The organism is Kitasatospora sp. NPDC101183, assembly GCF_044767945.1.
Lineage (GTDB): Bacteria > Actinomycetota > Actinomycetes > Streptomycetales > Streptomycetaceae > Kitasatospora.
In genome coordinates, this window is the sequence record NZ_JBIWOW010000005.1 from 74,595 (window position 1) to 100,685 (window position 26,091).

Sequence of the window (26,091 nt, forward strand, 5' to 3'; positions counted from 1 at the left end):
GGATCAGAGGAGGGTGCTCCAGTAGAACCAGAACCGGTTCAGCACCAGCAGCGCGAGGACCGCCACCCACAGCACCGGCAGCGCCCAGTGGTAGCGCGCCGCCTCCCGGACGACCGCCGCCGCCCTCGGGCCCACCGGGATCACGCCCGAGCGCAGGTTGTGCAGCGTGGTGTACCAGAACAGCAGCACCACCGTCAGCCACACCACCATGCAGTACGGGCACAGCGCGCCGATGTCGTACAGCGCCTGGTCGATCAGCCAGTGCACGGACAGCAGGCCCAGCGTGGTGCCCGCCTGGAGGCCCAGCCAGAACCAGCGCCGGTACGCACCCCCGGCGAGCAGGCCCGCGCCGACGGCCGCCAGCGCTCCGAAGGCGGCGATCCCCAGCAGGGAGTTGGGGAAGCCGAACACCTCCGCCTGGTCGGTGCGCATCACCGAACCGCAGCTGATGATCGGGTTGATGTTGCAGCTCGGGACGTACGACGGGTTCTCGAGGATGCGCAGCTTGTCGAAGGTCAGCACGGCCGAGGCGACCAGGCCGACCAGTCCGCCGAGGAACAGCAGCAGGGCGAAGGCCCGGCTCGCGGCGACGGCGGGGGAGGGGGCGGGAGCGGGACGGGAGGCTGGCACGGTGGCGGCGGCGGTCATGGCTGCTCACTCCGGAAGCTGGGAGGGCCGGCCCGGCCGGAGATCGGCCGGGCCGGTGGTGCGTGCCGTGCGTCGTACTGCGGCTGCCGCCTACTGGAGGCCGGCGGCCTGCTTGACCTGCGCGGTGAACTGCTCCGGGCTCACCACGGCGTTGCCGGCGAACAGGCTGATCGGCTTGCCGTCCACCTTCACGGTCGGGGTGCCCGTCACCCCGCTGTCGTTGAACTTCTCGGCGACCTTGTTCGCCCAGGGCAGGTAGGTGCCGTCCTGGACGGCCTTCACGAAGGCGTCCGTCTTCAGGCCGGGCACCTGGCCGGCGAGGTCGAGGAGGTGGTTGACGTCGCCGAAGCCGTCCTCGCGCTCGTCCGGCTGGTTGGCGTACAGCACGTCGTGGAACGCCTTGAACTTGTCCACGCCCTCGTTGAGCGCGGCGCCGGCGGCGGCCAGCGCGTAGTGCGAGCCCTTGCCGGTCAGGTTCTTGTCCAGGAACGCCGCCAGGTGGTAGTCGACCTTGATCTGGCCGTCCTCGGTGAGCTTGGCCGTGGTCGCACCGTTCGCCGCCTCGAAGTGCTTGCAGACCGGGCAGCGGAAGTCCTCGTAGACCTCCATGGTGTGCGGGGCGTCCGCCTTGCCGAGGGTGATCACGGTGCCGCCGTCGCCGGTGGCGTTCGCCGGTATCACCAGGGCGCTCGCGGCCGTGGGCTTGTCGTCCTTCTTCGCCGAGGTGATGGCGAGGGTCACCCCGCCGATCAGGGCGAGCACGGCGACGGAGGACACCGCCACCACGATCCGCTGACGGCGCTTGGCGGCCGCCTTCTCGACGCGGTGCAGCTCCTGGAGGCGCTCACGGCTGCTGACGCGCTTGTTCTGGTTCTGGGACATGGGGATTCAACTCCTGTACGCGGCTGTGCGCGGCTGTACGCGACGGCCGCCGCGCCCGATGCGGGGGCGGCCGGGGATCACTGCGGAGTCGAGCGCGCTGCCCGGTGACGGTTCTTCGAGGTCAGCAGGCAGGCGCGAAGGCCGGCGGGCCCCGGCGCGGCGCCGGGCTCAGGACCACGGCCTCGCGGCGCGGCCGTGCGCCGTCCGAGACCGGCAGCGGCACCCGCAGCACCGGGCGGGCCGGGGCCGGGATCAGCAGGAGGACGAGCGCGCGCAGCGGGCGCGCCAGCGAGGCGCCGAGCGCGCGCAGCGCCCTGGCCAGGCCGGACAGGGCCGCATCGCCCAGGCGGAGCCAGGCGGCGGCGGCCAGGGCGATCACCAGGTGCACGAACAGGAGCAGGAACTGGGTGGCGGCGGGCGCCAGTTGCCCGGCGTGGCCCAGCGGGCCGCCGAACCAGGAGCCGTCCATCGAACCGCCGCCGCAGACCAGCAGATTCACCCCACGGGAGGGCATCTGCCCGGACAGGACCGGCCCACAGCCGGTCTGGCCCAGGTTGAACGTCGTGTTGAGCAGCAGCTCCACCGGCACCATCACGCCGGAGATGTGCAGCAGCCGCCGCTCCCCGCCGGCCAGTGCGGCGGCGAGGACGAAGACGACGGCGGTCGCGGTGGCCACCAGGGAGAGCGGCAGCGGGCGACCGGTGATGACGACCTGGCCCAGCGCGGACAGCGGCACGGCGAGCGCGGTGAACACCGCTGCCCGCAGGCCCCTGATCACATGGCTGGAGGTCGTCACGTCCCGGAGTATGCCATGGCCCTTACGCCGCGCACGAGGCCGCGTACGGGGTCAGTCCCCCGAGATGCCCACGATTCCCAGGTGGGTCGGCCCGCTGTCGGAGCGGAGGTCGGGGTGGAGGAGGACGTAGCAGCCCGTCCACCGGCCCGGGCACTCGTCGAGGAGGTCGTCGACCCGCTCCTCGAACCCGGCGACCGTCGGGCGCTCCGTACCGAAGTGGTGCAGCAGGCGGTCGGGGGCGAGGGGGCTCAGGCAGGTGTGGTCGACGTCGAGGATGCTGTGGGTGCCCTCCGTGCCCATGAACTCCTCGTCGGCGTGCAGCTCCTCCAGGCTCTCGTACCCGGAGCCGTCGCCGTACTCCTCCTCGAACACCCTGGCGTGCAGTGCGGCCACGGCCGCCTCGAGGTCGCCCCCGTACGCCGTGATGTAGCTCCAACCGCTGGCACCCATCGAACCGCCCCCATCTGTCGGACAACCGAGAACGGCCGAACCGTAGCGGCGAGGTCCGACAGCGCGGGGCTAGCCTGGAAGGCGACCTCTTCGAGGGGGTGTGCGCATGGCCGGGTCAGGGACCACGGTCGGGCAGGTGCTGATGGCCCGCATCGAGGCGCAGGCCGTCGTGCTCGCCGGGCTCGACGACGCCGTACGGGCCGACGAACCCGACGCGGTGCACCGCATGCGGGTGGCCTGCCGCCGGCTGCGCAGCGCCCTGCGGACCTTCCGCCGCTACCTCGCCCCCGGCTCCACGGACGACCTGGTCGCCGACCTGCGCTGGCTCGCCGCCGCCCTCGGCCGCGCCCGCGACGGCGAGGTCCTCACCGCCCGCCTGGCCGCACAGGCCCGCGACCTGCCCGCCGCGTGCGGGCCGGAACGCGTCGCCCGCGAGCTGGAGCGCTGGGGGCGCGCCGAGTACCGCCGGGCCTGGCCCGAGGTGACGGCCGCCCTCGACAGCCCCCGCCGCCGCGCCCTCGGCACCTCCCTCGGCCGCCTCCTCGCCGACCCGCCCCTGCGCCCCCGCGCCCGCCACCCCGCCGGCCCGGCCCTCACCCGCCTCGCCGCCCGCGAACAACGCCGCACGGGCAGGCGCGTCCACGCGGCCCTCGCCGCCCCGCCGGAGACGCGGGACGCGGCGCTGCACGAGGCCCGCAAGGCCGCCAAACGCGCCCGCTACACGGGCGAGACGGCGGGGCCGGGCGCCGCGCGCTACACGGAGCGGATGAAGGCCCTCCAGGAACTCCTCGGCGACCACCAGGACGCCGTCGTGGCCGCCGCCACCCTGACACGCGAAGCCCCGACGAGCCCGGAACCCTTCGCCTACGGCGCCCTGTACGCCCGGCAGTTGGCGGCGGCGGAGGCGGCACGCGAGCGCCTGCCAGGGGTGTGGAAACGCGCCTCGGGCCGCAAGCTGACACGGTTCGGCTAGTCGGCTGTCCGTCCCTGCCGGAAGAGCCACTTCGGGCGCCACTTCTTCGACTCCGGCCGCGGCTGATGCGGCACGATGCGGCCCTGGTGCATGGCTTCGAGTGCGGCCGCGTGGTCGCGGTAGAGATCGAGTGCGATCGACGAGCCGTCGGCGAAGTGCAGGTCCATGCGCAGCGACCTCTCGGTTTGCTTGTTCTCCAGCCGACCGAGCTGTTGGCGGGGCAGTTCGGCCAGCAGTTCCAGGTCCCTGGACACCCTGTCGAGGACGAGGACCCGTCGGTCGGTGTAGGCGAGCAGGGCGTCGTTGTTGTTGTACTCGGTGTCCTTCTCGTGCCCGGAGCGCACCACGATGACGAACTCTCCGGCCCGGCTCTCCCAGCCTCCGGCGAACGGGGCGCCGGCGGGGCCCAGCCGCCGAACGCGTCGGCGGCGGAGCAGTGAATCGATGCCCGTTTCGAGAGCCTCGGAGAGCACCTCGGTCAAGTGGAAGAGCATGAACACGGCGGTGAAGCAGCCGTCGGGCTCCGACCGCCCGGCCTTCGGCCTGCGGTACTTGCGTGGCAGCCGGGGGTCGAGGAGGCGGCTCAGGTCGAACTCCACGATACCGAGCAGCGGCTCCCCGGGGTGGAGTCGGCCCTCGACCAAATCCTGCAAGGGCGTGCCGCCGTAGTAGTGCTCCGGTGCGAACACCAGCGGCCGGGCGGTGGTCATCCGAACGCCTCCTCGATCCGACTCTTGGGCACCCGGTAGGGAGGAGGGTCCTGTGTGACCCCGAGGTCGTGTTTCAGTTCATCGGTGACGGCGTTGACGGAGGGATCCTTGGCGAGGTCGTGCTCGGCCGCTGCCACGGGGGCGCCGTCACCGAGAAGCAAGTGGAGGGGGGCCTTGACAATCTTGTTGGCGGCCTTGGCGGCGATGACGTTGCCGAAGGTCTCCAAGGACGGATTGTGAGCGGCTTCGCGCATGAGCTTGAAGCGGTTCATGAACCCGACGTACTGGCGTAACTCCTTGGCAGCCTCAGTGGCCTTCGAGATAGACCCTCCGCCGCGTTTGAGCGCCTGAACGGCCTTCTTCAGCTTGCTGAGCGTTTCCGCCAGCTCTTCGGACACCTTGCCGACGCGCGCGATGAAGAGTTCGATCTCCGCGTCGACCACCAGCGCGTCGACGATCGTCGCCATGCCCACGGTGATGATGTCGAGGACCACCAGCCCCGCCAGCGTGACGGCCAGCGCCTCGATCGCCTCCCGGATGATCTCGATGACCGTCTCCTCGGCGAGCCTGCACGCCTCGGCGGCCTGGCTGATGAGGTGCGCCGTCCGGTCCATGTCGGTGGCCGTGGCGTCGACGGCCGCGACGGCCTCGCCCATGTGCGTGCCGAAGGCGTCGGCGGCCTGACCCTTCCACTGGACGGCCAACGCGCCTCCGCCTCGGCGGAGTTCGTCGGCGAGGTGGCGCAGGGCCTTGGCCTGGTTCTGCCACTCCTGTGCGGCGGTGGTGAGCGCGGTGAGGTTTCCGGTGACCTTCTCCAGCATGTCCATCAGGCCGGTGGAGTCGAGGGCCATCTTGACCAGGTGGTCCAGGCCCGAGTCGATTCCTTCCTTGACCGGGTTGTGGATGTGGGGAAGCGGGAGCATCGGTTCGTTGATGAAGTCCCGGGTCCACTTGAAGGCGTCGCTGAGCGGCTGGACCGCGTCCCCGGGTGTCGTCATGTCGCGCCGCCGTACACGGTGGTGACGTCCTTCTCGCTGTTCACGTAGGTGTGCGCCGTGTGCCCGAGGCCCGTCACCACGTCGGAGAGGATGTCTGCCAGGTCGCTCAGGTTCTGCTGCTCGGCGGTCGCGTGCAGGTGGTACTCGTCGAACAGGTGCTGTGCGTTCGGCAGATGGCCGAAGTCGCTCGACTTCAGTGTGATCGAGGCGAGCTTCCACCTGATGGTGCTCAGGTGTTCGGACTGCGTCTGTGTGACGTGGCCGTAGGTCGTCAGTGCGGCGGGTTGAACCTTGAACCCCGGATCCGCCATAGCGGCCTCCCCCTTGGTGGTCGCGTTCGGAGTCACAGCCGTTGATACGCGCACCATCAGCCCCTTCTGACGGCGGCTCAACAAACTGCCGGTGTGATGGTACGTCAGGACGGCGATGAATATGGCGCATTGTGACAGGAGGGTCACATGGGGTTCGGGTGGAGGCCTGCGGAGAGGGCTGCTTCGCGGAGGGTGGTGCGGAGCATGGTGGGGGTGAGGCGGCCGGTGTTGGTGTTGCGGGGGCTGACGTGGTAGCAGCCGTGGAGGCGCAGGGGTGGGCCGGGGGTGCGGGAGGGGAGGGTGGCGACGGCGTCGTGGCCGAAGGCGGGGCGGGGGCGGGGGATCTGCCAGCCGGCGGTGGCGAGGGCGGGGAGGACGGCCTGCCAGGCGAAGCCGCCGAGGGCGAGGACGGTGCGGACGGTGGGGCGCAGGAACTGGAGTTCACGGGTGATCCAGGGGCGGCAGGTGTCGCGTTCCGTGGTGGTGGGCTTGTTCTCGGGCGGGGCGCAGCGGACGGGGTCGGTGATGCGGACGCCGTACAGTTCCAGGCCGTCGCCGTGGCGGACCGACTCGGGGCGGTCGGCGAGGCCGAGGTCGTACAGGGCGGCGTAGAGGAGGTCGCCGGAGGGGTCGCCGGTGAAGATGCGGCCGGTGCGGTTGGCGCCGTGGGCGGCGGGGGCGAGGCCGACGAGGAGGAGCGGGGCGTCGGGCGGGCCGAAGCCGGGGATGGGGCGGGCCCAGTAGTCCTGGTCCCGGTAGGCGAGGCGTTTGGTGCGGGCGGTCTCCTCGCGCCACTCGACGAGGCGGGGGCAGGCCCGGCAGTGGGTGACCACGCGGTCGAGGTCGGCGAGTCCGGTGGCGCGGGCGGCGGCCTCGGCGGGGTGCTGGGGGTGGCCGGGTTCGTCGGCCGGGCACAGCGGCATGCTGGTGATCCTAGAGGTCGGGCGTAGCGTGGAACGTGCGCCGGTGTGCGCGTTGGCCTTGAGGAGGCCGTGATGATCGTCGATGCGGTGCTGGGGGCGATCGGGGGGCTGGCGGGGTTGGGGGCGCTGTGGGCGGGGTTGAGCATCCGCGTCGTCCAGCAGTTCCAGAAGGGTGTGGTGTTCCGCTTCGGGCGGGTGCGCGAGGAGGTGCGCGAGCCCGGGCTGGTGGCGCTGATGCCGATCGCCGACCGGCTGCGCAGGGTGAACGTGCAGATCGTGACGATGCCGATCCCGGCGCAGGAGGGCATCACCCGGGACAACGTGACCGTACGGGTGGACGCGGTGGTGTACTTCCGGGTGCTCGATCCGGTGAAGGCCACGGTCAACGTGCAGGACTACCACTTCGCGATGTCCCAGGTCGCGCAGACCTCGCTGCGCTCGATCATCGGCAAGAGCGAGCTGGACGACCTGCTGGCGAACCGCGAACCGATCAACCAGGGGCTGGAGTTGATGATCGACAGTCCGGCGCTGGGCTGGGGCATCCAGATCGACCGGGTGGAGATCAAGGACGTGGCGCTGCCGGAGTCGATGAAGCGCTCGATCGCCCGGCAGGCGGAGGCGGAGCGTGAGCGGCGGGCGAGGATCATCACGGCGGACGGCGAGTTCCAGGCGTCGGAGCGGTTGTCGGAGGCGGCCCGGGTGATGAGCGCGACGCCGTCGGCGCTCCAACTGCGGCTGCTGCAGACGGTGGTGGAGGTGGCGGCGGAGAAGAACTCCACGCTGGTGCTGCCATTCCCGGTGGAGCTGCTGCGGTTCCTGGACAGCGCGACGGAGAACCAGCAGCGGGAGGTGCTGGCGGCGGCCGCGGCGGCTGCGGCGGTGAAGGTGGCGCGGCAGGCCGGGGTGGCGGAGGAGCTGGAGCCCGAGGCGGTCGAGACGGTGGAGGCGCGCGAACTTCCGGCGCTGGACGAGGTGTTGCGGACCTCGCCGCGGAGCGAGGGGGAGGGAGAGGGGCGGAGCGAGGAGCCGGGGCGGGCCGCCTGAGGACGGCTCCCCGGTGGCGCCGGGCACCCCGCCGGACCAGGATGGACGAGGGGGTGGAAGTCAGGTCAGGAGGCGGATCATGACCAGAGCGATCGACATCATGCACCCCGGCGCCGAGTGCGTCCGCGAGGGCCAGACGTTGGCCGAGGCGGCCCGGATCATGCGGGACCGGCACGTCGGCGCGCTGCCCATCTGCGGGGACGACGAGCGGCTGCTGGGCATCGTGACCGACCGCGACATCGTGCTGCGCTGCGTCGCCGAGGGCCGGGACCCGGCGCAGGTGACGGCGGGCGAGCTGGCGCTGGGGCGGCCGATGACGGTGGAGGCGGACGAGGACTGCGAGCAGGTGCTGCGGGTGATGGAGCAGTACCAGGTGCGGCGGCTGCCGGTGATCAACCACCCGGAGCACAAGCTGGTCGGCATCATCAGCGAGGCCGACATCGCCCGGGGGCTGCCGCAGGCGCGGCTGGCCGAGTTCGTGTCGGCGGTCTGTGCGGAGGAGGCCCCGACGGCGGCGGCTTCCTAAGGGCTGCGGAGGCTGTCGAGGTGGCGGCGCAGGACGGCGCGCAGTTCGTCCGGGCCGACGAGGTCGGGGTGCTGGACGGCCTGGAGGGTGAGGCCGTCCAGGAGGGCGGACAGCCGGCGGGTCTCGACGGCGAGGTCGAGGCCGGGGGCGAGCCCGCCCGCGCGGTCGGTCTCGACGAGGACGTGGCGGATCAGTTCGTCCAGTCCGGTCTGCAACTCAGCGGCGCGGGAGCGTAGTTCGGGGCGGAATCGGGCGGCGGTGACGAAGGAGAGCCAGAGGGAGGACTCCTCGCGGCGTCCCTCGTCCAGGGGGAGGACCTCGGCGAGCAGGCGCTCGACCCCGGCGCGTCGGTCGGTGGCGGTGTCGGCGCCGCTGTCGGGGGCCGGGTCGAGCAGTGCGCGGGCGCGGGTGCGGATCCGGGTGTCGATCCGGCGGGCCAGCTCCGCCATCGCGAAGATCATCAGCTCGGAGCCGCCCGCGAAGTAGTGCCGGACGGAGCCGATGGCGAGGCCGGCCTCCTCGGCGACGTTGCGCAGCGAGGCGTGCTCCAGGCCCTCGCGGGCGGCGACGCGCAGGACGGCGTCCGCGACGGCCTGGCGGCGTTCGACGGGGTCGACGATCTTGGGCATGTTGCCGTTATAGCACGGTCGAGCTACATTGCTGACGCCGCTTATTTAGCACGGTCGAGTTATAAAAACTGGGGGAGTGGGGATGGCGCATCTGTGGGTGTACGCGGGGATCGCGGCGGTGGTGGTCGTGGTGGTGGTGCGGCGCCTGCGCGGCGAGCCGCTCAATGCCAGGGACCTCTTCGCGGCGCCGGTGGTGCTCACTGCCCTCGGTCTCTGGTCGCTCGCGCAGCACCACGGGCTGCGCGCGGGGGACTACGTCTGGGTGGGCGCGGGATCGGTGCTCGGCCTCGCGCTCGGCGCGCTGCGCGGGGCCACCGTCGTGCTGTTCGAGCGCGAGGGCGTGCTGTGGCAGCGCTACGCGGGGCGGACGTTCCTGGTGGCGGTGCTCTCGCTGGCGGTGATGGCGGGCTTCTCGCTGCTCGCCGCGCGCTGCGGCCTGGCGGCGGACGCCCGGCCCGTCCAACTCTCCATCGGCGTCGGGTTCCTGGGCGAGGCGCTGGTCGTGGGGTGTCGCGGCCTCGCCTCCGGCACGCCGTTCGCGCCGGAGCGCCGGGAGGCGGGCCCGCTGTCGAGGTTCGATCGGTAACGATGGTTGTCACGGAGCCTTGCGGTAACTATGGTTGTCGGCATGACGACTGTGGAGATCACCTCGGAGGAGAGCGCGGAGCTGGGCCGCGCCCTCGTGGACGCGCTGAACCCGCTCGCCGCCGCCGTACGCGCCCGCGAGACCGGGCTGTCGCAGGAGCGGAGCTGGCACGGGGAGCCGGTCGACACGGCCCTCTCCGTGCTGTCCGCCTGGAAGCTGGTCGACGCCGAGGTCAAGCGGCTCACCGCGCTCGCGGCCGCCACCGCCGGTTCGTACGGCGCCAGTTACGAGCAGCTGGGCGCGGCCTGGGGCATCACCCGGCAGGGCGCGCGGAAGAAGTGGCCGGAGGCCGTGGCCCGGGCGGCGCGTCCTGGCGTGCTCGAACTCTTCGGCGGGGTGGCCGAGTTGGTGGAGTCCGAGGATGGCTGGCACTGGTTCGGGACGGGGGCGGACGGCGTGGCCGGGGAGTCGGCGGCCGGGTACCCGAGCCGGGAGGAGGCCGCGGCGCACGCCGGGGCCTTCCTCGTGGCGGGAGGCGTCGGCGGCGGTTCCTAGGATGTGGGCGAATCGTTGATCGACCAGGGGGAGAGGCGCGGATGGAACGGCACGAGGTGCGGGGCGAGCTGCTCGCGGAGGCGCTGGAGGGGTTCGAGGAGCGGCTCTCCACCGCGATCCGCGCGATGCGCGGGGAGCCGAGCGACGACCGGGACCGGAGGGCCCTCGCGGCGGTGGAGGCCGGGTTGGCCCGGATTCGCATCCGGGGCGGGGGCGGCGGCGAGCATCCGTACGCGCTCGCGCTGGAGGTGCTGCGGGCCGTCCTCGCCGGGGACCGTGAGGCGTACGGGGCCGGGCTGGCCGCCCTGCTGCCCTGGCGGGACGGGCGCGGCGGCGAGCCGGGCCCCGCGAGCCTGCTGCCGCGGCCGCCGCTCGCCCTCGCGGCGATCGCCCACCGGCGCCGGGGCTGGCTGCCCGGCATCGGGACGGACCACCTGCCGCACGCGCTGGTCACCGGGCCCGCGCGGGGCTGAGGTCAGCCCTCCTCGCGCAGCGCCCGGGCGATGAGCTCGGCCAGGTGCAACGCCTGCCTGCCGTCACCGAGTTGGGCGATCTGCGTGCGGCAGCTGAAGCCGTCCGCCAGCACCACCGTGCCCGGTGCGGCGGTGCGGACGGCGGGCAGCAGGACGCGCTCCGCGATCGCCTCGGAGACCTCGAAGTGGCCCCGGGTGAAGCCGAAGTCGCCCGCCAGGCCGCAGCAACCGGCCTCCAGCACGCGGTTGTCGAGGCCGAGGCGGGCCTCGACCCGCCGGTCCGCCGCGCTGCCGAGGACGGCGTGCTGGTGGCAGTGGGTCTGGGTGATCGCGTCCAGCGGGATCTTCGGGAGCGGGGCCTCGGGGGCGTGCTCGTCCAGGAATTCCGCGAAGGTGCGCGTGTGTTCGGCCAAGGGGCGGGCGTCCGGGCCGAGCAGTTTCGGGGCCTCCTCGCGCAGGGCGGCGGTGCAGCTCGGGTCCAGGCCGATCACGGGGGTGTCGGCCGGGAGCCCGGCTGCGCCGACCGCCCGGAGGCTGCGCCGCAACACCCGCCGGGCGGTGTCGAGTTGGCCGGTGGAGTACCAGGTGAGGCCGCAGCAGACCGGGCCGCCCGGCAGGTGGACCTCGAAGCCCAGGTGCTCCAGCACCTCGACGGCCGAGCGCAGCACCCGCGGCTGGAGGTGGTCGGAGAAGGTGTCCGGCCACAGCAGCACCGGCCGCCCGCCCGAGGGCGAGGGACCGCGCCGCCCGTACCAGCGGGTGAAGGTCTCCGGCGGCAGGACGGGCAGGACCCGGCGCCGGTCGATCCCGCCGAGCCGCTTGAGCAGCGCGCCCGCGCGGGAGCGGGCCAGGGTGTTGACGGCGCCGGGGGCGAGCGCCGCCGCCCGCAGCCACAGCGGCAGCCAGCCCATCGAGTAGTGGGCGAGCGGGCGCGGCCGGTGGCGGTGGTGCTGGTGGAGGAACTCGGCCTTGTAGGTGGCCATGTCCACATGGGTGGGGCAGTCGCTCGCGCAGCCCTTGCAGCCGAGGCACAGGTCCAGCGCCTCCCGCACCTCCGAGGAGCGCCAGCCGCCGGTGACCAGCTCGCCGCGCAGCATCTCCGCCAGCAGCCGGGCGCGGCCCCGGGTGGAGTGCCGCTCCTCGCCGGTGGCCAGGTAGCTCGGGCACATCACCCCGCTGCCCGGGGCGACGCACTTGGCCACGCCCACGCAGCGGTGCACGGCCTTGGCGAGGCTGCCCCCGTCCTGCTCGTACGGCAGGGCGAGCGGCAGCGCGCGGCGCGGGGCGGTGACGAAGCGCAGGTCCGCGTCCAGCGGGCGCGGATCGACCAGGGCGCCCGGGTTGAGGAGGTTCTCCGCGTCCCAGATCCGCTTGAACTCGCCGAACAGGGCGATGACGTCGGGCGGGTACATGCGCGGCAGCAGCTCGGCGCGGGCCTGGCCGTCGCCGTGCTCGCCGGAGAGTGAACCACCGTACGAGACCGCCAGATCGGCCGCGTCCTCCAGGAACTCCCGGAAGACCAGCACCCCTTGGGGCTCGCCGAGCGGGAAGTCGATGCGCAGGTGCACGCAGCCGTCGCCGAAGTGCCCGTACGGGACGCCGTGCAGGCTGTGCCGGCGCAGCAGGGCGCGCAGGGCCCGCAGGTAGTCGCCGAGCCGCTCGGGCGGGACGGCGGAGTCCTCCCAGCCGGGCCAGGCCTCGCCGCCCCCGGGCAGGCGGGTGACGATGCCGGCGCCCGCCTCGCGGACGGCCCACAGCTGGCGCTGCTCCGCCGGGTCGGTGACGAGGGAGACGGCGGCCCGGCGCTCGCGGCGCACCGCGTCGGCGAGGGTGCGGGCGGCCTGGTAGGCGGCCAGCGGGGTGTCGCCGCCGACCTCCAGGAACAGCCAGCACTCGCCGGCGGGCAGCCGGTCCAGCGCGGGCGGGCGGGGGCCGGCCGCGAGGAGGGCGGCGATCAGGTCGGCGGCCATGCCCTCGGCGGTGAGCGGCCCGTACGGCAGCAGGGCGGGGATCGCGTCGGCGGCGGCGCCCTCGTCGGGGTAGCCGGCCACCACCAGGGCGCGGGCGGGCGGCTCCTCGACGAGGCGGACGGTGGCGCCCAGCAGCAGGGCGCAGGTGCCCTCGGTGCCGGTGAGCGCCCGGGCGAGGTCGTGGCCGTGCTCGGGCAGCAGCGCGTCCAGCGGGTAGCCGGAGGTGCGGCGGGGCAGGCGGGGCATGCCCTGGCGGATGACGGCCAGGTTGCGGTCGGTGAACTCCTGGAGCTGCGCGTGGAGTTGGCCCGCCCGGCCGGGCAGGCGGCGCAGGGCGGCGCGTTCGGCGGCGGTGAGCGGGCCGCCGACGGTCAGCTCGGTGCCGTCGGAGAGCAGCAGCTCCAGCTCCTGGACGTGGTCGGAGGTGCGGCCCCAGGCGAGGGAGTGGGAGCCGCAGGAGTCGTTGCCGATCATGCCGCCGAGCGTGCAGCGGCTGTGGGTGGACGGGTCCGGCCCGAAGCGCAGCCCGTACGGCCGGGCGGCGCGCTGGAGGTCGTCCAGGACGGTGCCGGGCTGGACGCGGGCGGTGCGGGCCTGCGGGTCGACGGCGAGGACGGCGCCCAGGTGGCGGCGGAAGTCCAGCACCACGGCGCCGGGCCCGATCGCCTGCCCGCCGATGCTCGTCCCGGCGCCGCGCGCCACCACGGGGACGCGGTGGGCGCGGCACAGGGCCAGGGTGGTGCGGACGTCGTCGAGGTCGGCGGGCTTGACCACGCCGAGGGGCGGGTGGCGGTAGTTGGAGGCGTCCTGCCCGTAGACGGCCCGCTCGGCGGTGCCGAAGCGGACCTCGCCGCGCAGCACGGAGGCCAGCTCGCGGGCCAACGCGGCCCCGGGGTCGGCGGACGGACGGCTCATCGGTGACCTCCGGGGCTCGCGGGCTCTCGGCGACCTCCGAGCATGCCAGCCCCGGCCCCGCAGGGGCACCGGGCGCGACGGGGGTACCGCCGACCAGGTGTCCTGAGGCGGTCCCGGCCCGCCGACAGGCTCAGCGCCGGCCCGTCAGCGTCCCCTTGGCGATGTGGGAGAGCTTGGCCACCTCGAAGGCCGGGTAGGCGCCGCCCGCCAGCAGGGCGAACTTGATGCCCTCGCGCCCGCCCGGCTTGCGGTGGCCCGGCGGCAGGAAGCGGCGGTGGTGCTCGGCGGCGCGGTGGAAGAACTGCGGGCGCTCCGCGCGGGGGACGCAGCCGGCGAGGTCGAAGACGAAGAGGTAGTGCCGGACCATCCGCACGAACAGCGCGTCGCGCACCGCGTACAGGTGCGGCTGGTCCTCCAGCAGGGCGAAGCTGCGCTCGTACTGGTCGAAGAGGTCGAAGACGCTGCTGCCCGGGCCGCTGGAGGGGTGGACGGTCTCCCGGCGGCGCAGCTGCACGCACTCGCGGGGCAGCACGGCGGCCGTGCGGGCGCCGAGCATCGCGGCGTGCACGACGGGGACCTCCTCGTACCGGCCGTCGGGGAAGGCGAGGGCGAGCTCCTCCCAGTGGCCGCGGCGGACCAGCCGGTCCCAGATCAGCGGGGGCGCGCCGAGCAGTTCGGGCCGGTCGAAGGGGGCGAAGGGCTCGGGGCCGGCGGCGGCGAGCAGGGCCTCGGCGGCGCCGGGCCAGTCGCGGCCGCCGTGGTGGCGGGAGTGGCCGAACAGCAGGACGTCCACCGGGCCGGTCCCGCGCAGGCGGTCGGCGAGGACGCGCAGGCCGTCGCGGGGGAGGAGGTGGTCGGCGTCGAGGAAGAGCAGGTACTCGCCGCGCGCCCGGGCCGCGCCCGCGTTGCGGCACACGCCGACGCCGACGGCCGCGTTCAGCCGCAGCGCCGAGACGCGGGGGTGGCGGGCCGCGTAGGCCTCGGCGAGGTCGCCGTCGGACTCCGGGGAGCGGTCGGCGACGACGATCACCTCGACGTCGTCGAGGGACTGCGCGAGCACCGAGTCGAGGCACTCGGCGAGCTGTTTGTGCTGGTCATAGGCGGGGACGACGACGCTGATGAGGGGTGAGGGCATGACGCCGGAGCGTAAGAGGGCGCGCGAACGGTGGCAAAGCCCCGCCTCGGCGTGAATCCGGGCAAGGCGGGGCGAAGGGTACGTCCGTGCGCCAGATCTTCACGCCGCCTGCCGGGCGTGTCCACGGCAGGTGGCGACGCGGGACGCGCGAAGGCCGGGGCCGCGAGACGCGGACCCCGGCCTTCGGGTGCTCTTTAGTACCAGTGGTGGTTCTGCCAGAACGACCAGGCGGCGCAGGGGCTGCCGTAGCGGGAGTTCATGTAGTCCAGGCCCCACGCGATCTGGGTCGCCGGGTTGGTGCGCCAGTCGGCGCCGGCGGAGGCCATCTTCGAGCCGGGCAGGGCCTGCACCAGGCCGTACGCGCCGGAGGAGGCGTTGACGGCGAGGGGGTTCCAGCTGCTCTCGTGGAAGACGATGTTGCTGAAGCACTGCAGCTGGCCGGCCGGGACGATCTGGGCGGCGATCTGCTGCGGGGAGCCGGAGAAGCCGGCCGCGAGGTCCTTGCGCTGCTGGGAGCGGGAGGCGGCGTCGGCGTCCGCCTTGGCCTTGGCGTCCGCCTGGGCCTTCGCCTCGGCTTCGGCCTGAGCCTGAGCCTGAGCCTGAGCCTGAGCCTGCGCCTGGGCCTGGGCGGCGGCCTGGGCGTCGGCCTCGGCCTGGGCCTGGGCGGAGGCCGGGGCCTGGTCGGCGACCGGCTGCCCGTCCACCGACACGGCGGCCGCGGGGGCCTCGGCGACGACGGTGGTGGAGCTGCTGACGCCCGGGAGGGCGAGCGCGGCGGTGGCGGCACCGGCCACCACGAGCGTGGTGACGCCGGTGATCAGGGAGTTGCGGCGGGCATGGCTGAGCGGCATGGGGCGGGCGATCCTTCTCCGTCGGGGGCCGTCGGGTCCGCGCCTACGGCGATGGGGCGCGGGGCATCGCACGGGCTCCGGGTGAGCGGGGCCCGCGCGGCCGTATCGGGACGGCCGTGGCGCCCCGGCGGAAGCGGCGGGGCGGGCGGGCTGCGCGGCACGGACGGGCCGACCGCGCTGCCTGGCGACGGGCCATTCTTGGCAGGGCGGCGGACGGGTGGCAAAGGCGCCCGCTACTACGGCGGGTAGTGGCTGCGGGGGTGCTGCACAGGGGATCTTCGGGGACTTTGCTGTGAAATGTCCGAATTGAGAATGTGGGGGTTCAGGCCCGGTACCGCCGAAGGGTGTGGGGGTCGGGACGGGCGGTGGCCTGGCGTGTTCGGGGTGCGACCGGCGGGACGGGCCGGGCGCGCGAGGCCGTCCGGGCGGTGGCGGCGGGCCGGTGCGGGGCGCGACGACTATCGAGGGTCGTGGACGCCGTACGGGCTGTGCGCGGCCTCACACGTGTGCGGGCCGGAGTTCGGCGGAGCGTGACGGCCCGGTTGCGGCCCGGTTGCGGCCCGGGAAGGGGTGGGAACGGCACCGGGCCCGGGAGCCTCCGCAACGGCTCCCGGGCCCGGCGTTCCGAGCGGCGCGGTCGGGTCAGGACTCCGCCGCCACCGCGACCCGTCGCCGGCGGCCCACCACGGCCGAGGCCGCGAGCACGATCGCCGCGGCGACCAGCGACAGGTACATCTGCTTGCGGCCGTCCGCGTCCGTGAACATGTACGCCACCACGAACCCGATCATGCCGATGGCCGTCCAGGTCAGGTACGGGTACAGCCACATCCGTACGGTCAGTCGCTCCGGGGTCTCCCGCTCGATGATCCGGCGCATCCGCAACTGGGAGAAGCAGATCACCAGCCAGACGAAGAGCGCAACAGCGCCCGAGGAGTTGAGGAGGAAGGCGAACACCGTCTCCGGGTAGGTGTAGTTGAAGAAGACGGCGACGAACCCGAACACGACCGAGGCGAGGATCGCCGTCCGGGGGACGCCGCGGCCCGTGACCTTGGCGAACGCCTTCGGGGCGTCGCCGCGCTGCCCGAGGGAGAAGGCCATCCGGGAGGCCGTGTACATCCCGGAGTTGAGGCAGGACAGCACGGCCGTGAGCACGATCACGTTCATCACCTGACCGGCGTGCGGGATGCCCACGTGGTCCAGCACGGCGACGTACGGGCTGGCCTTGACGTCGGAGGAGTCCCAGGGGAGGAGGGTGACGACGAGCAGGATCGAGCCCAGGTAGAAGATCCCGATGCGCCAGATCACGCTGTTGGTGGCCTTGCTCACGGCGCGCTCCGGATCCTCGGACTCGCCGGCGGCGAGGGTGACGATCTCGCTGCCCATGAAGGCGAAGACGACGGTGAGCATGCCGGTGAACACGGCGCCGACGCCGTTCGGCAGGAAGCCGCCGTGGCCGGTGAGGTTCGTCAGGCCGACGGCGTGGGTGTCGGGCAGCAGGCCGAAGGCCGCGAGGGCGCCGATCACCAGGAAGGCGGCGATCGCGACGACCTTGATGCCGGCGAACCAGAACTCGAACTCGCCGTAGGAGGCGACGGAGAACAGGTTGGTGGCGGTCAGCACCGCCATCACGATCAGCGCCCAGCCCCACTGGGGGACGCCGGGGACCCAGCCGTGCAGGATCTTCGCCCCGGCGGTCGCCTCCACGGCGAGGACGACGACCCAGAAGAACCAGTACAGCCAGCCGATGGTGAAGCCCGCCCACCGGCCCAGCGCGCGGTCCGCGTACGCGGAGAACGAGCCGCTCTGGGGGTCGGCGGCGGCCATCTCGCCGAGCATCCGCATCACCAGGACGACCAGGACGCCGGCGAGGGTGTAGGACAGCAGGATGCCGGGGCCGGTGGCGGCGATGCCCGCGCCGGAGCCGACGAACAGGCCGGCGCCGATCACGCCGCCGATGGCGATCATCGACAGGTGGCGGTTCTTGAGCCCGGCCTTGAGGTGGCCGTCGCCGTGTGGGCCGGGGGTGGTGATCGGCGGGTTGGTGGTGTCCGCACTCATCGTTGGGGTTGCCCTGTGCCTTCCCGCGCGGCCTGACCCTCGGCTCGACACGCCGGAGGGTGGGGGGACGAACCGCGCATTGCGGTGCAACCTAACTTCTTCGCCCGGGTATCGGAACAGGGGCTGGGCATCTGTTCGCTGAGCGGACGGAAAGTCGCAGGTCAGGGCGGGTGCGGGGTGGTGGCGGAAAGCTCAGATCTGACGCAGGGTCAGCAGGGGGAGGGCTCTGCGGGGAGGCGGCGGGTCAGGAGGTGCGGCCGAGGAGGGCGGTGGTGAGGGTGGTGAGGGTGTGGCGGGCGGGGAGGGGCGGGAGGGGGGTGAGGGCGGCGTGGGCGCGGTGGATGTGGGTGGCGAGGACGGCGCGGGTCCGGTCGAGGGCGGGGGAGGTGCGCAGGAGGGCGAGGGCGCGGGTGCGGGCCGGTTCCTCGGAGAGGTCGGCGTGCTCCAGGAGGTCACGCAGTTCCGCGCCGCCCGGGTCGGTGTCGGTGAGGGCGAGGATGACGGGGAGGGTGGGGACGCCCATCGCGAGGTCGGTGCCCGGCTGCTTGCCGGACTCGGTGCGCTCGGAGGTGATGTCCAGCAGGTCGTCGGATATCTGGAACGCCGAGCCCAGGTGCTCGCCGAACACGCCGAGGGCCTGTTCGACCTCCGTCGGCGCGCCCGCCTGGAGGGCGCCGAGGCGGACCGAGGCGGAGATCAGCGAGCCGGACTTGTCGGCGATCACCGAGAAGTGGTGCTCGGGCTGCCCCTCGGGGCCGGGCGGGCTGGAGAGTTCGCGCAGCTGGCCGCGTACGAGCCGTCCGGCGGTGTCCGCGTAGAGCTGGACGGCGCCCTGCCCGAGCCCGGCGGCGAGCTTGGCGATCCGGGCGAGCAGGAGGTCCCCGGTGAGGACGGCCATGGTGTTGCCCCAGCGGGCGTTGACGCTGGGGACGCCGTGCCGGGTGGGGGCGGAGTCCATGACGTCGTCGTGGTGCAGCGAGGCGACGTGGACCAGCTCGGTGATGACGGCGGCGTCGACCACGCCGCCGGCCTCCGGATCGCCGAACTCCGCGCCCAGCAGCGCGAGGAGGGGCCGCAGCCGCTTGCCGCCGGCGCCGATGAGGTGGCTGGTGGCGGTGGCTGCCGGCCCGGTGCTGTCGCCCCGGGTGCACTCCAGCAGGCGCTCCTCGACCAGGGCGAGGCGCCGTTGCAGCCGTGCGGCGAGCTCGGGGTCGGTGCCGGGCAGCGAGTCCAGCAGGCGGTTGGGCGCCTGCGCCGGCCGGAGGTCGTGCGTGGTGAGGCTGTTCATCGGGCCCTCCCCGTAGGTCCGTGGTGCATGTGCCGCGTGGTGCGTGTGCGTTCCCCCGGGGCCGACCCTACGGAAGCCGCGCGGCCCGCACGGGCAAGACTGTTCGATTGGCAGCAAAGTGCCGACATGCAGATACCGGTGGCAGTTTCCTGCCGTCCGGAAGGCCGTCGGTCCGTCGGACCATAGGTTCGTCATAGACGCAGCCCCCACGCTGGTGCCGTCCGAGAAGACGGACCGGCGGAAGGGGAGCGGAGATGGACGCCCGGATCAGGAGCGTGGTGGTGCTGGGGGGCGGCCCGGCCGGCTGGATGAGTGCCGCGTACCTGCGCAAGGCCTTGCAGGGGACGGTCGAGGTGACGGTCCTGGAGGAGCCCGAGACCGCCGCGGACGCCGGGATCGAGGCCGCGCTGCCGACCCTCCAGCGCTCCTTCTTCGCCGTCCTCGGCATCGCCGAGGACGACTGGATGCGCGAGTCCGGCGCGACCTTCGGCTCGGCCCTGCGCTTCGTCAACTGGCGTACGGGCGGCGCCGGCGAGGCCGTGGCCCGCGAGCTTCCGCAGGGCGGCGCCGACGCGTTCTACCACGCGTACGGCCTGCTCCCCGAGCACGACCAGGTCCCGCTGTCGCACTACTGGCACAACCGCCGCCACCACGGCGGCACGGTCGAGCCCTTCGACTACGCCTGCTTCCGCGAGCCCCCGCTGCTGGACGCCCGCCGCTCCCCGCGCTGGATGGACGGCCGCCCGGCGACCCGCTACGGCTGGCACCTGGACCGGGCCCGCTTCACCGACTTCCTGCGCCGCCACGCCACGGGCAGCCTGGGCGTACGCAGGGTCCCCGGCGCCCTGGCGCGGGTGGAGACGGACGTCAACGGGTACCTGGAGGCGCTGCACACCACCGCCGGCGAGGTGCTCGACGGGGACCTCTTCGTCGACTGCTCCGGCCCCCGCGCCCGCCTGCTGCGCCAGGCGATGGCCGAGCCGTACCTGGACCTCGGCGACCAGCTGCTCTGCGACCGCGCGGTGACGGTGCGCCTGCCGCACGACGACTACGCGCACGGCCTGGAGCCGTACCGCACCGTCCTCGCGATGCCCTCCGGCTGGGCGGGGAAGACGCCGGTGCTCGGCCAGTTCGAGTCGAACTACGTCTACGCGAGCGCCTTCGCCGACGCGGGCACGGCCACCGAGGACCTGTGCCGCCTCTGGGGCCTGGACCCGGGGCGCGCCGAGACGGCCGAGACGGCCTTCCGGGCCGGCCGCGCCCGCCGCGCCTGGGTGCGCAACTGCGTGGGCATCGGCGAGAGCGCGGGCCTGCTGGAGCCGCTGGAGCCCACCGCGCTGCACTTCGTCTCCAGCGCGCTCCAGCAACTGGCCCGCCACTTCCCGGCGGACTGCTTCGCCCCGGCCCTGCTGGACGGCTTCAACCGCGAGGTCGCCACCGAGTTCGACGAGTCCCGGGACTTCGTCCAGGCCCACTTCGCCTGCGCCCGGCGCACCGACACGCCGTTCTGGCGGGCCGCCCACGAGGTCGCGCTGCCGGACAGCCTGCGCGCCAAGACCGTCGCCTACCGGGCGGGGCTGCCGCTGGGGTTCCCGGCCGTGGACGAGCGGGTCTACTACGGCGGCGGCACGCCGGAGCCGGGCCGGCTCTGGACGAACGCCAGCTACTACGCCGTCCTCGCCGGGCTCGGCACGGAGCCGGACGCCCCGCTGCCGGCCCTCGCCCACCGGCCGGAGTCGGTGCGCGGCGCCGAGCCGCTGTTCGAGCGGATCAAGCGCCAGCAGCAGAACCTGGTGGACACCCTCCCCGACGCCCACGACTACCTGCGCCACCTGCACGGCTGGTCGGTCGCGGGCCGGCCCGTCTCCTGAGGCTCACTCCTCGCGCGTCTCCGGCTCCTCGCGCGTCTCCGGCTCCTCGCGCGTCTCCGGCTCCTCGCGCATGTCCGGCTCCTCGTGCGTGTCCAGCACGGTGATCAGCCCCGCGTCGCCCGGCCGCCCGGTCAGCCGGGCGGCCAGCAGCCGCGGCACGTCCGACTCGCGGGCGTACCCGGGCAGCAGCGAGACCCGGGCCCGGCGCGGCCCGGCCTCGCCGCGTACGGCGTACGTCACCAGGTAGACGGCGTCCCCGGGGCTCCGGACGCTCATGCGCATCGACCTCCCGGGGCCAGTCTCCGCCGGTGTGGCCGGACGCGCCGGATCGGGGCACAGTGGGAGGTCTCGGGGCGTTGTCGGTGTCATCGTCCTCGTCGCCGTCCCAGGAGCGACCCCATGCAGACCACCTGGAAGGGGACGATCAGCTTCGGGCTGGTCAGCATCCCCGTCCACCTGTACTCCGCGACCCAGGAGCACGACGTCCCGCTGCACCAGGTGCACGCCAAGGACGGCGGCCGGGTGCGGATGAAGCGATACTGCGAGCGGGAGGAGAAGGAGGTCCCGTACGCGGAGATCGCCAAGGGCTACGAGTCTCCGGACGGCCGGACCGTCACGCTCACCGACGAGGACCTCGCGGACCTGCCGCTGCCCAGCAAGAAGATCATCGACGTGCTGGCCTTCGTCGACGCGGGCGAGATCGACCCGCTGATGTTCTCCAAGGCCTACTACGTGGGCGTCGCCGACCAGTCCGCCGCCAAGCCGTACGCCCTGCTGCGCGACGCCCTGCTGGACGCCGGGCAGATCGCCGTCACCAAGATCGCGCTGCGCACCCGGGAATCGCCCGCGGTGCTGCGGGTGCACGAGGGCACCCTGGTGCTCCAGACCTGCATCTGGCCGGACGAGGTGCGCCCGGCGGCGGGCATCGCCCCCGAGGGCGAGGTCACCGTGCGGCCGCAGGAACTGAAGATGGCGCGCTCGCTGATGGACACCCTCTCCGAGGACTTCGACCTCTCCCAACTGCACGACGACTACCAGCAGGCGCTCCAGCAGGTGATCACCGCGAGGCTGGAGGGCGTCGAGCTGCCGCACGAGGAGGCGGCGGGCGAGGCGCCGGACAACGTGATCGACCTGATGGAGGCGCTGCGCAGCAGCCTGCGCCAGGCGCAGAGCGAGCACGGGCGGGCGGCCGAACCGGAGGAGCCTTCGGAGGAGAAGCCGGCACCACGCAAGCGTGCCCCGGCCAAGAAGGCCGCGGCGCCCGCGAAAGCCGCCAAGAAGACCACCACCCGGAAGTCCACGGCCCCGCGCAAGGCCTCCTGACCACGGCGGACCAGGCCGTTCCCTCCACCCCCACCCCCCGGAGGCGATCCCGATATGGACCTGCTGACCTACAAGGAACTGGACACCGGCCCCGAGGCCGTGGCGAACCGTGGCTTCGGCCACCGCGCCTGGCACTGGCTGCTCAGCCTCAGCCCCACCGTGGTGACCTTCATGGTCGCCCTCTCCGTCGGCCTGGGCATGGTCGCGACCCAGGTGAGCCTGACCCCGATGCTCGTGCTGATGGCGATCTTCTGGGGCCTGACGGTGGTCGCCCTGGGCGGCGTGGTCGCCCGCTGGATGACCCCCGGCCGGGGCAGGCACCGCGTGGCGTCCTGACCCGGCGCGCGCGAACGGCGGGGTGCTCAGCCGATCCACACCGTGGTGACGTTGCAGAACTCCTTGATGCCGTGCCCGGACAGCTCCCGCCCGAACCCGGAGCGCTTGACGCCGCCGAACGGCAGCGCCGGGTGGGAGGCCGTCATCCCGTTGAAGAACACCCCGCCGGCCTGGACGTCGCGCACGAAGCGCTCCTGCTCGCCCTCGTCCCGGGTCCAGACGTTGGAGCTCAGCCCGAACGGCGTGTCGTCGGCGAGCGCCACCGCCTCGTCCAGGTCGGCGATCCGGTAGACGGTCGCGACGGGGCCGAAGGTTTCCTCCCGGTGGATGCGCATGGCCGGGGTGACGCCGGTGAGCACCGTCGGCTCGAAGAACCAGCCGGTGTCCCAGCCCATCGGCCGCCCGCCGCCGCACTCGATCCGGGCGCCGCGCACCCGGGCGTCCTCGACCAGCTCCTCCAGGTCGTCGCGCCCCTGGCGGCTGGCCAGCGGGCCCACGTCCGTGGCCTCGTCCATCGGGTCGCCGACCCTCAACGCCCGCATCCCCTCCGTGAAGCCGGCCAGGAAGCGGTCGTACACGTCGGTGTGGACGATGAACCGCTTGGCCGCGATGCAGGACTGGCCGTTGTTCTGCACCCGGGCCCGGACGGCGGTGCGCACCGCCGCGTCCAGGTCGGCGCTCGGCAGGACGACGAACGGGTCGCTGCCGCCCAGCTCCAGCACGGACTTCTTCACCTCGTCCGCCGCCGCGGCCGCGACGGCCCGACCGGCCGGCTCGCTGCCGGTGAGGGTGACGGCGGCGACCCGGGCGTCACGGACCACGCCCTCGACGGCGCCCGAGCCGATCAGCAGGGTCTGGAAGCAGCCCTCGGGGAAGCCCGCCCGGCGGAACAGGTCCTCGATGGCCAGCGCGGTGCGCGGCACGTTGGAGGCGTGCTTGAGCAGGCCGGTGTTGCCCGCCATCAGCGCGGGCGCGGCGAAGCGGATCACCTGCCAGAAGGGGAAGTTCCACGGCATCACGGCCAGGACGGGCCCGAGCGGCCGGTAGCGGACGTACGCGCGCGAGGCCCCGGCGTCGGCCACGTCGGCCGGGGCGGGGTGCTCGTCGGCGAGCAGGGACTCCGCGTGGTCGGCGTACCAGCGCATCGCCTTGGCGCACTTGGCCGCCTCGGCGCGGGCCTGGACGAGCGGCTTGCCCATCTCCTCGGTCATGGTGCGGGCGACGGCCTCCTGGTCGCGCTCCAGCAGGTCGGCGGCGCGGTGCATCAGGCCGGCGCGGGCGGCGAAGGGGGTGGAGCGCCAGCCGTGGAAGGCGGCCTCGGCGCGGGCCAGGCGCTGGTCGACGCCGGAGGGGTCGAGGGCGTCGAAGGTCCGGAGGGTCTCGCCGGTCGCGGGGTTGACGCTGGCGATGGGCATGCGGGGCTCCCGGGTGCTGGGGTGCGAGCTGCTGGGGGTGAGGGCTGCACTCACCCTCCCCGACGCCCGGCCCCGGGCACGCGCACGCGGCCCGGCGTGTCACGGCGGGCCGCGCTGCGGCCTGGGTCACTCCGGCAGCGACTCGGCGCGCGCCGCCGCCTCCCGGGCCCTGGCCCCGGCCCTGGTGCGCCCGGCGGTCACCAGGCGGCCGGGGAAGCGGTGGAGGTACTCGGCCTCCAGCTGGCCCATGCGCAGCGTGTGCCGCTTGAGCGCGTCCTCGGAGCCGTACAGGAAGGTCTCGTGACGGGTGCGGTGCAGCTGCTCCAGCTCGTGCAGCAGGGTGTCGTTGCCCAGCGCGTGCGGGGAGACGCCCTCGGGCCGGATGTGCGGGTCGTCGACGTGCCGCATGTCTCGGTACCTCCTCGGTGAAGGCCCCTCCTCCAGGGTGCGCCCGAGGGCCCGGAGGGGCGATCCGCACTCCACAAGGAGTCTTGTAAAAGAGATGTCGTACAAGAGTTCTTGTGGATATCCTCCCGGGCATGGACGACTCCACGCATCCGCCCCGGGGCAGCCGGTCGATCGACGACTCCCGGGTCCTCGCCGCCCTCACCCACCCGCTGCGCCGCCGCCTGATCGACCTGCTCAAGGTGGACGGCCCGGCCACCGTCGGGCAGCTCGCCGGGCGCACCGGCCAGGCGGTGGGCAACGTCAGCCACCACCTCAAGGTGCTCGCCGAGAGCACGCTGATCGAGGAGGCCCCCGAGCTCGCCCGCGACCGCCGCGAGCGCTGGTGGCGCCTGGCCGACCGCGAACTCGCCTGGGCCCGCGCCGACTTCGACGGGGACCCGGTCTCCGAGGCCGTCGCCGACGCGGCCGGGTCGATCCTGCTGGAACGCCAGGTCGAGCTGGTCCGCGCATGGGCGCTGCGGCGCAGCGGCTACCCGGCCGCGTGGCAGGACGGCTGCGCGATCTCCACCCAGAGCTGGCTGCGGCTCACCCCCGAGGAGGCCAGGGAACTGGCCGCCGACCTGCACGCGGTGATCCAGAAGTGGGCCGACCGGCCCGTGCCCGAGGACGGCCGCGCGCGCGAGACCGTCCTCGCCTTCTCCCACGCCGTCCCGGCGCAGCCGTGAGCGCGACCCTCGAAGCAGCCCGAGTCCCCTCCCGCTGGGGCCTGTTCGCCGACCGGGACTTCCGGCTGCTGTGGGCGGGCCAGACCGTCAGCAAGCTCGGCAGCAGCGTCACCTCCATCGCCCTGCCGCTGGTCGCCGTGCTCACCCTGGACGCGGGGCCGTTCGCCGTCGGCCTGCTGACCGGCCTGGTCTGGCTGCCCTGGCTGTTCTTCGGCCTGCCCGCCGGGGTGTGGGTCGGCCGGGCGCCCCGGCGGGCGGTGATGATCGGCTGCAACCTCGGCTCGGCGGCGCTGTTCGCGAGCGTCCCGCTGGCCGCCGCGCTGGGCGTGCTCACCCTGGCCCAACTGCTGGCCGTCGCCTTCCTCACGGGCACGGCGGCGGTGTTCTTCGACGCGGCCTTCCACGTCTTCGTACCCGAACTCGTCCCGGCCGAGGGCCTGATCGAGGCCAACGCCACACTGGGCGGCAGCGCCTCGGCGGCCGAGGTCGCCGGGCGCGGACTGGCCGGCCTCACCGTCCAACTGCTCGGCGCGGCGGCCGGGTTGCTCCTCGACGCGGTCAGCTTCCTGATCGCCGCCGGCACCCTGCTCAAGGTCCGGGCCCGGCCCGCCGCCGCACCCCCGGGCCAGGGCGGAAGGGACCTGCCGCGCGAGGTCCGCGAGGGCCTCGCCTTCCTCTGGCGGGACCCGTACCTGCGCTCCTTCACCCTGTACGGCGCCGCCGCGAACTTCGCCCTCACCGGCTACCAGTCGATCGTGGTCCTCTTCCTGGTCCGCGACGCGGGCATCGCCCCCGGCTGGGTCGGCGCCCTCGCCTCGGCCGGGGCCGTCGGCGGCGTCGCCGGGGCGCTGGCGGCCCGGCCGCTGTGCCGGCGCCTGGGCAGCGCGCGCGGGCTGCGGATCGTGCTGCTCGTCGTGCTGCCGACCGGCCTGCTGATGCCGCTGACGGGCCCGGGCCTGGGCGCGCTGTTCTACGTGGCCGGGCTGTTCGGGGTGATCGCGGCCGTCACGGTGGCCAACGTCGTGCTCGGCAGCTTCCGGCAGTCCTACACCCCGCCCGCCCTGCTCAGCCGGGTCACGGCCAGCGCGATGGTCGCCGCGTACACCACCATCCCGCTCGGCGCCCTGACCGGCGGGGCGCTGGGCGACGCGATCGGGCCGCGCGGCACCATGTGGACCATGACCGGTCTGCTGGCCCTGAGCGCGCTGCTGCCGCTGGCCTCCCCGCTGCGGAGCGTACGTGACCTGCCAGCCGGGCCGGAGCTCCTAGGATGAATCCACCTGAAACCGAAG

The 26,091-nt window shown here is 73.7% G+C and carries 28 protein-coding genes; 11 read left to right on the forward strand and 17 right to left on the reverse strand.

The window, feature by feature from the left end; genetic code table 11:
- Positions 1–3: 3 nt before the first annotated feature.
- The 4 genes from ACIRRS_RS07895 to ACIRRS_RS07910 all read right to left on the reverse strand — a co-directional run bounded on the left by ACIRRS_RS07895 (position 4) and on the right by ACIRRS_RS07910 (position 2,776).
- Positions 4–648 (reverse strand): vitamin K epoxide reductase family protein, encoded by a 645-nt coding sequence (locus ACIRRS_RS07895; RefSeq protein WP_402966531.1) that lies wholly within the window; start codon positions 646–648, stop codon positions 4–6.
- 90 nt (positions 649–738) lie between these two features.
- On the reverse strand, positions 739–1,530 hold the full coding sequence (locus ACIRRS_RS07900; RefSeq protein ID WP_402966533.1) for a thioredoxin domain-containing protein: 792 nt from the start codon (positions 1,528–1,530) through the stop codon (positions 739–741).
- Positions 1,531–1,651: 121 nt separating this feature from the next.
- Positions 1,652–2,326, reverse strand: a complete 675-nt coding sequence (locus tag ACIRRS_RS07905; RefSeq protein ID WP_402966535.1) for a hypothetical protein — start codon at positions 2,324–2,326, stop codon at positions 1,652–1,654.
- Positions 2,327–2,377: 51 nt separating this feature from the next.
- Positions 2,378–2,776, reverse strand: coding sequence for a hypothetical protein (locus ACIRRS_RS07910; protein WP_402966537.1), 399 nt, complete (start codon positions 2,774–2,776; stop codon positions 2,378–2,380).
- A gap of 106 nt (positions 2,777–2,882) precedes the next feature.
- Here ACIRRS_RS07910 and ACIRRS_RS07915 point away from each other — a divergent pair, with 106 nt between their 5' ends.
- On the forward strand, positions 2,883–3,749 hold the full coding sequence (locus ACIRRS_RS07915; protein ID WP_402966539.1) for a CHAD domain-containing protein: 867 nt from the start codon (positions 2,883–2,885) through the stop codon (positions 3,747–3,749).
- Here ACIRRS_RS07915 and ACIRRS_RS07920 read toward each other — a convergent pair.
- The 4 genes from ACIRRS_RS07920 to ACIRRS_RS07935 are packed head-to-tail and all read right to left on the reverse strand — an operon-like array spanning position 3,746 to position 6,691.
- Positions 3,746–4,459, reverse strand: a complete 714-nt coding sequence (locus ACIRRS_RS07920) for a hypothetical protein (protein WP_402966541.1) — start codon at positions 4,457–4,459, stop codon at positions 3,746–3,748. The two genes, ACIRRS_RS07915 and ACIRRS_RS07920, sit on opposite strands and share 4 nt — an antisense overlap.
- The gene (locus ACIRRS_RS07925; RefSeq protein ID WP_402966543.1) at positions 4,456–5,457 is read right to left on the reverse strand and encodes a hypothetical protein; all 1,002 of its coding nucleotides are present in this window, start codon (positions 5,455–5,457) and stop codon (positions 4,456–4,458) included. Before ACIRRS_RS07925 ends, ACIRRS_RS07920 begins: the two co-directional genes overlap by 4 nt.
- The gene (locus ACIRRS_RS07930) at positions 5,454–5,915 is read right to left on the reverse strand and encodes a hypothetical protein (protein ID WP_402966545.1); all 462 of its coding nucleotides are present in this window, start codon (positions 5,913–5,915) and stop codon (positions 5,454–5,456) included. The genes ACIRRS_RS07925 and ACIRRS_RS07930 overlap by 4 nt, the downstream gene beginning before the upstream one ends.
- On the reverse strand, positions 5,912–6,691 hold the full coding sequence (locus tag ACIRRS_RS07935) for a uracil-DNA glycosylase (RefSeq protein WP_402966547.1): 780 nt from the start codon (positions 6,689–6,691) through the stop codon (positions 5,912–5,914). The genes ACIRRS_RS07930 and ACIRRS_RS07935 overlap by 4 nt, the downstream gene beginning before the upstream one ends.
- Before the next feature lie 72 nt (positions 6,692–6,763).
- Here ACIRRS_RS07935 and ACIRRS_RS07940 point away from each other — a divergent pair, with 72 nt between their 5' ends.
- Together ACIRRS_RS07940 and ACIRRS_RS07945 are read left to right on the forward strand one after the other, a co-directional pair.
- Entirely contained in the window at positions 6,764–7,735 is a 972-nt protein-coding gene (locus ACIRRS_RS07940) for an SPFH domain-containing protein (RefSeq protein WP_402966549.1), read from the forward strand.
- A 79-nt stretch (positions 7,736–7,814) separates the two neighbouring features.
- Entirely contained in the window at positions 7,815–8,261 is a 447-nt protein-coding gene (locus ACIRRS_RS07945; protein ID WP_402966551.1) for a CBS domain-containing protein, read from the forward strand.
- On the opposite strand, the gene ACIRRS_RS07950 is transcribed toward ACIRRS_RS07945, so the two are convergent.
- Positions 8,258–8,890 (reverse strand): TetR/AcrR family transcriptional regulator, encoded by a 633-nt coding sequence (locus ACIRRS_RS07950; RefSeq protein ID WP_402966553.1) that lies wholly within the window; start codon positions 8,888–8,890, stop codon positions 8,258–8,260. The two genes, ACIRRS_RS07945 and ACIRRS_RS07950, sit on opposite strands and share 4 nt — an antisense overlap.
- Positions 8,891–8,972: 82 nt before the next feature.
- Between ACIRRS_RS07950 and ACIRRS_RS07955 the strand changes: the two genes are divergently transcribed.
- From ACIRRS_RS07955 to ACIRRS_RS07965, 3 genes are read left to right on the forward strand one after another with little or no spacing between them, the layout of a single operon-like run.
- Positions 8,973–9,476: a DUF1453 domain-containing protein gene (locus tag ACIRRS_RS07955; protein ID WP_402966555.1), complete on the forward strand. Its 504-nt coding sequence runs from the start codon at positions 8,973–8,975 to the stop codon at positions 9,474–9,476.
- A 42-nt stretch (positions 9,477–9,518) separates the two neighbouring features.
- Positions 9,519–10,031 carry a hypothetical protein gene (locus ACIRRS_RS07960; RefSeq protein ID WP_402966557.1) on the forward strand — a complete coding sequence of 171 codons (513 nt, stop codon included), beginning with the start codon at positions 9,519–9,521 and terminating at the stop codon, positions 10,029–10,031.
- A gap of 41 nt (positions 10,032–10,072) precedes the next feature.
- Complete coding sequence (locus ACIRRS_RS07965; RefSeq protein ID WP_402966559.1) at positions 10,073–10,504, forward strand: Imm49 family immunity protein; 432 nt, start codon at positions 10,073–10,075, stop codon at positions 10,502–10,504.
- Between the two features lie 2 nt (positions 10,505–10,506).
- Here the strand turns inward: ACIRRS_RS07965 and ACIRRS_RS07970 are convergent, their stop codons facing one another.
- From ACIRRS_RS07970 to ACIRRS_RS07990, 5 genes are all read right to left on the reverse strand, one after another.
- Complete coding sequence (locus tag ACIRRS_RS07970; RefSeq protein ID WP_402966561.1) at positions 10,507–13,389, reverse strand: FAD-binding and (Fe-S)-binding domain-containing protein; 2,883 nt, start codon at positions 13,387–13,389, stop codon at positions 10,507–10,509.
- 130 nt (positions 13,390–13,519) lie between these two features.
- Complete coding sequence (locus tag ACIRRS_RS07975) at positions 13,520–14,524, reverse strand: glycosyltransferase family 2 protein (RefSeq protein WP_402966563.1); 1,005 nt, start codon at positions 14,522–14,524, stop codon at positions 13,520–13,522.
- Positions 14,525–14,718: 194 nt separating this feature from the next.
- Positions 14,719–15,375 (reverse strand): transglycosylase SLT domain-containing protein, encoded by a 657-nt coding sequence (locus tag ACIRRS_RS07980; RefSeq protein ID WP_402966565.1) that lies wholly within the window; start codon positions 15,373–15,375, stop codon positions 14,719–14,721.
- Between the two features lie 642 nt (positions 15,376–16,017).
- Positions 16,018–17,433, reverse strand: a complete 1,416-nt coding sequence (locus tag ACIRRS_RS07985) for an amino acid permease (RefSeq protein WP_402966567.1) — start codon at positions 17,431–17,433, stop codon at positions 16,018–16,020.
- Positions 17,434–17,677: 244 nt separating this feature from the next.
- Positions 17,678–18,721, reverse strand: coding sequence for a polyprenyl synthetase family protein (locus ACIRRS_RS07990; protein ID WP_402966569.1), 1,044 nt, complete (start codon positions 18,719–18,721; stop codon positions 17,678–17,680).
- A gap of 254 nt (positions 18,722–18,975) precedes the next feature.
- Here ACIRRS_RS07990 and ACIRRS_RS07995 point away from each other — a divergent pair, with 254 nt between their 5' ends.
- Positions 18,976–20,592, forward strand: coding sequence for a tryptophan halogenase family protein (locus ACIRRS_RS07995; protein ID WP_402966571.1), 1,617 nt, complete (start codon positions 18,976–18,978; stop codon positions 20,590–20,592).
- A 3-nt stretch (positions 20,593–20,595) separates the two neighbouring features.
- Here the strand turns inward: ACIRRS_RS07995 and ACIRRS_RS08000 are convergent, their stop codons facing one another.
- A complete protein-coding gene (locus tag ACIRRS_RS08000) occupies positions 20,596–20,868 on the reverse strand; it encodes a hypothetical protein (protein ID WP_402966573.1) in 273 nt (90 codons plus the stop codon).
- 123 nt (positions 20,869–20,991) lie between these two features.
- Here ACIRRS_RS08000 and ACIRRS_RS08005 point away from each other — a divergent pair, with 123 nt between their 5' ends.
- Together ACIRRS_RS08005 and ACIRRS_RS08010 are read left to right on the forward strand one after the other, a co-directional pair.
- A complete protein-coding gene (locus tag ACIRRS_RS08005; protein WP_402966575.1) occupies positions 20,992–21,915 on the forward strand; it encodes a Ku protein in 924 nt (307 codons plus the stop codon).
- Between the two features lie 54 nt (positions 21,916–21,969).
- Entirely contained in the window at positions 21,970–22,251 is a 282-nt protein-coding gene (locus ACIRRS_RS08010) for a hypothetical protein (protein ID WP_402966577.1), read from the forward strand.
- A 26-nt stretch (positions 22,252–22,277) separates the two neighbouring features.
- On the opposite strand, the gene ACIRRS_RS08015 is transcribed toward ACIRRS_RS08010, so the two are convergent.
- Complete coding sequence (locus ACIRRS_RS08015) at positions 22,278–23,666, reverse strand: NADP-dependent succinic semialdehyde dehydrogenase (protein ID WP_402966579.1); 1,389 nt, start codon at positions 23,664–23,666, stop codon at positions 22,278–22,280.
- A 126-nt stretch (positions 23,667–23,792) separates the two neighbouring features.
- A complete protein-coding gene (locus ACIRRS_RS08020) occupies positions 23,793–24,074 on the reverse strand; it encodes a DUF6158 family protein (protein WP_402966581.1) in 282 nt (93 codons plus the stop codon).
- A 131-nt stretch (positions 24,075–24,205) separates the two neighbouring features.
- Between ACIRRS_RS08020 and ACIRRS_RS08025 the strand changes: the two genes are divergently transcribed.
- Positions 24,206–24,799: an ArsR/SmtB family transcription factor gene (locus ACIRRS_RS08025; RefSeq protein ID WP_402966583.1), complete on the forward strand. Its 594-nt coding sequence runs from the start codon at positions 24,206–24,208 to the stop codon at positions 24,797–24,799.
- A complete protein-coding gene (locus ACIRRS_RS08030; protein ID WP_402966585.1) occupies positions 24,796–26,073 on the forward strand; it encodes an MFS transporter in 1,278 nt (425 codons plus the stop codon). The genes ACIRRS_RS08025 and ACIRRS_RS08030 overlap by 4 nt, the downstream gene beginning before the upstream one ends.
- Positions 26,074–26,091 lie beyond the last annotated feature (18 nt).

Coding starts and splice junctions, on each gene's coding strand:
- ACIRRS_RS07895 (WP_402966531.1), bottom strand. CDS start 648: ATGACCGCCGCCGCCACCGTGCCAGCCTCCCGTCCCGCTCCCGCCCCC.
- ACIRRS_RS07900 (WP_402966533.1), bottom strand. CDS start 1,530: ATGTCCCAGAACCAGAACAAGCGCGTCAGCAGCCGTGAGCGCCTCCAG.
- ACIRRS_RS07910 (WP_402966537.1), bottom strand. CDS start 2,776: ATGGGTGCCAGCGGTTGGAGCTACATCACGGCGTACGGGGGCGACCTC.
- ACIRRS_RS07915 (WP_402966539.1), top strand. CDS start 2,883: ATGGCCGGGTCAGGGACCACGGTCGGGCAGGTGCTGATGGCCCGCATC.
- ACIRRS_RS07920 (WP_402966541.1), bottom strand. CDS start 4,459: ATGACCACCGCCCGGCCGCTGGTGTTCGCACCGGAGCACTACTACGGC.
- ACIRRS_RS07925 (WP_402966543.1), bottom strand. CDS start 5,457: ATGACGACACCCGGGGACGCGGTCCAGCCGCTCAGCGACGCCTTCAAG.
- ACIRRS_RS07935 (WP_402966547.1), bottom strand. CDS start 6,691: ATGCCGCTGTGCCCGGCCGACGAACCCGGCCACCCCCAGCACCCCGCC.
- ACIRRS_RS07940 (WP_402966549.1), top strand. CDS start 6,764: ATGATCGTCGATGCGGTGCTGGGGGCGATCGGGGGGCTGGCGGGGTTG.
- ACIRRS_RS07945 (WP_402966551.1), top strand. CDS start 7,815: ATGACCAGAGCGATCGACATCATGCACCCCGGCGCCGAGTGCGTCCGC.
- ACIRRS_RS07950 (WP_402966553.1), bottom strand. CDS start 8,890: ATGCCCAAGATCGTCGACCCCGTCGAACGCCGCCAGGCCGTCGCGGAC.
- ACIRRS_RS07955 (WP_402966555.1), top strand. CDS start 8,973: ATGGCGCATCTGTGGGTGTACGCGGGGATCGCGGCGGTGGTGGTCGTG.
- ACIRRS_RS07960 (WP_402966557.1), top strand. CDS start 9,519: ATGACGACTGTGGAGATCACCTCGGAGGAGAGCGCGGAGCTGGGCCGC.
- ACIRRS_RS07965 (WP_402966559.1), top strand. CDS start 10,073: ATGGAACGGCACGAGGTGCGGGGCGAGCTGCTCGCGGAGGCGCTGGAG.
- ACIRRS_RS07970 (WP_402966561.1), bottom strand. CDS start 13,389: ATGAGCCGTCCGTCCGCCGACCCCGGGGCCGCGTTGGCCCGCGAGCTG.
- ACIRRS_RS07975 (WP_402966563.1), bottom strand. CDS start 14,524: ATGCCCTCACCCCTCATCAGCGTCGTCGTCCCCGCCTATGACCAGCAC.
- ACIRRS_RS07980 (WP_402966565.1), bottom strand. CDS start 15,375: ATGCCGCTCAGCCATGCCCGCCGCAACTCCCTGATCACCGGCGTCACC.
- ACIRRS_RS07985 (WP_402966567.1), bottom strand. CDS start 17,433: ATGAGTGCGGACACCACCAACCCGCCGATCACCACCCCCGGCCCACAC.
- ACIRRS_RS07990 (WP_402966569.1), bottom strand. CDS start 18,721: ATGAACAGCCTCACCACGCACGACCTCCGGCCGGCGCAGGCGCCCAAC.
- ACIRRS_RS07995 (WP_402966571.1), top strand. CDS start 18,976: ATGGACGCCCGGATCAGGAGCGTGGTGGTGCTGGGGGGCGGCCCGGCC.
- ACIRRS_RS08000 (WP_402966573.1), bottom strand. CDS start 20,868: ATGAGCGTCCGGAGCCCCGGGGACGCCGTCTACCTGGTGACGTACGCC.
- ACIRRS_RS08005 (WP_402966575.1), top strand. CDS start 20,992: ATGCAGACCACCTGGAAGGGGACGATCAGCTTCGGGCTGGTCAGCATC.
- ACIRRS_RS08010 (WP_402966577.1), top strand. CDS start 21,970: ATGGACCTGCTGACCTACAAGGAACTGGACACCGGCCCCGAGGCCGTG.
- ACIRRS_RS08015 (WP_402966579.1), bottom strand. CDS start 23,666: ATGCCCATCGCCAGCGTCAACCCCGCGACCGGCGAGACCCTCCGGACC.
- ACIRRS_RS08020 (WP_402966581.1), bottom strand. CDS start 24,074: ATGCGGCACGTCGACGACCCGCACATCCGGCCCGAGGGCGTCTCCCCG.
- ACIRRS_RS08025 (WP_402966583.1), top strand. CDS start 24,206: ATGGACGACTCCACGCATCCGCCCCGGGGCAGCCGGTCGATCGACGAC.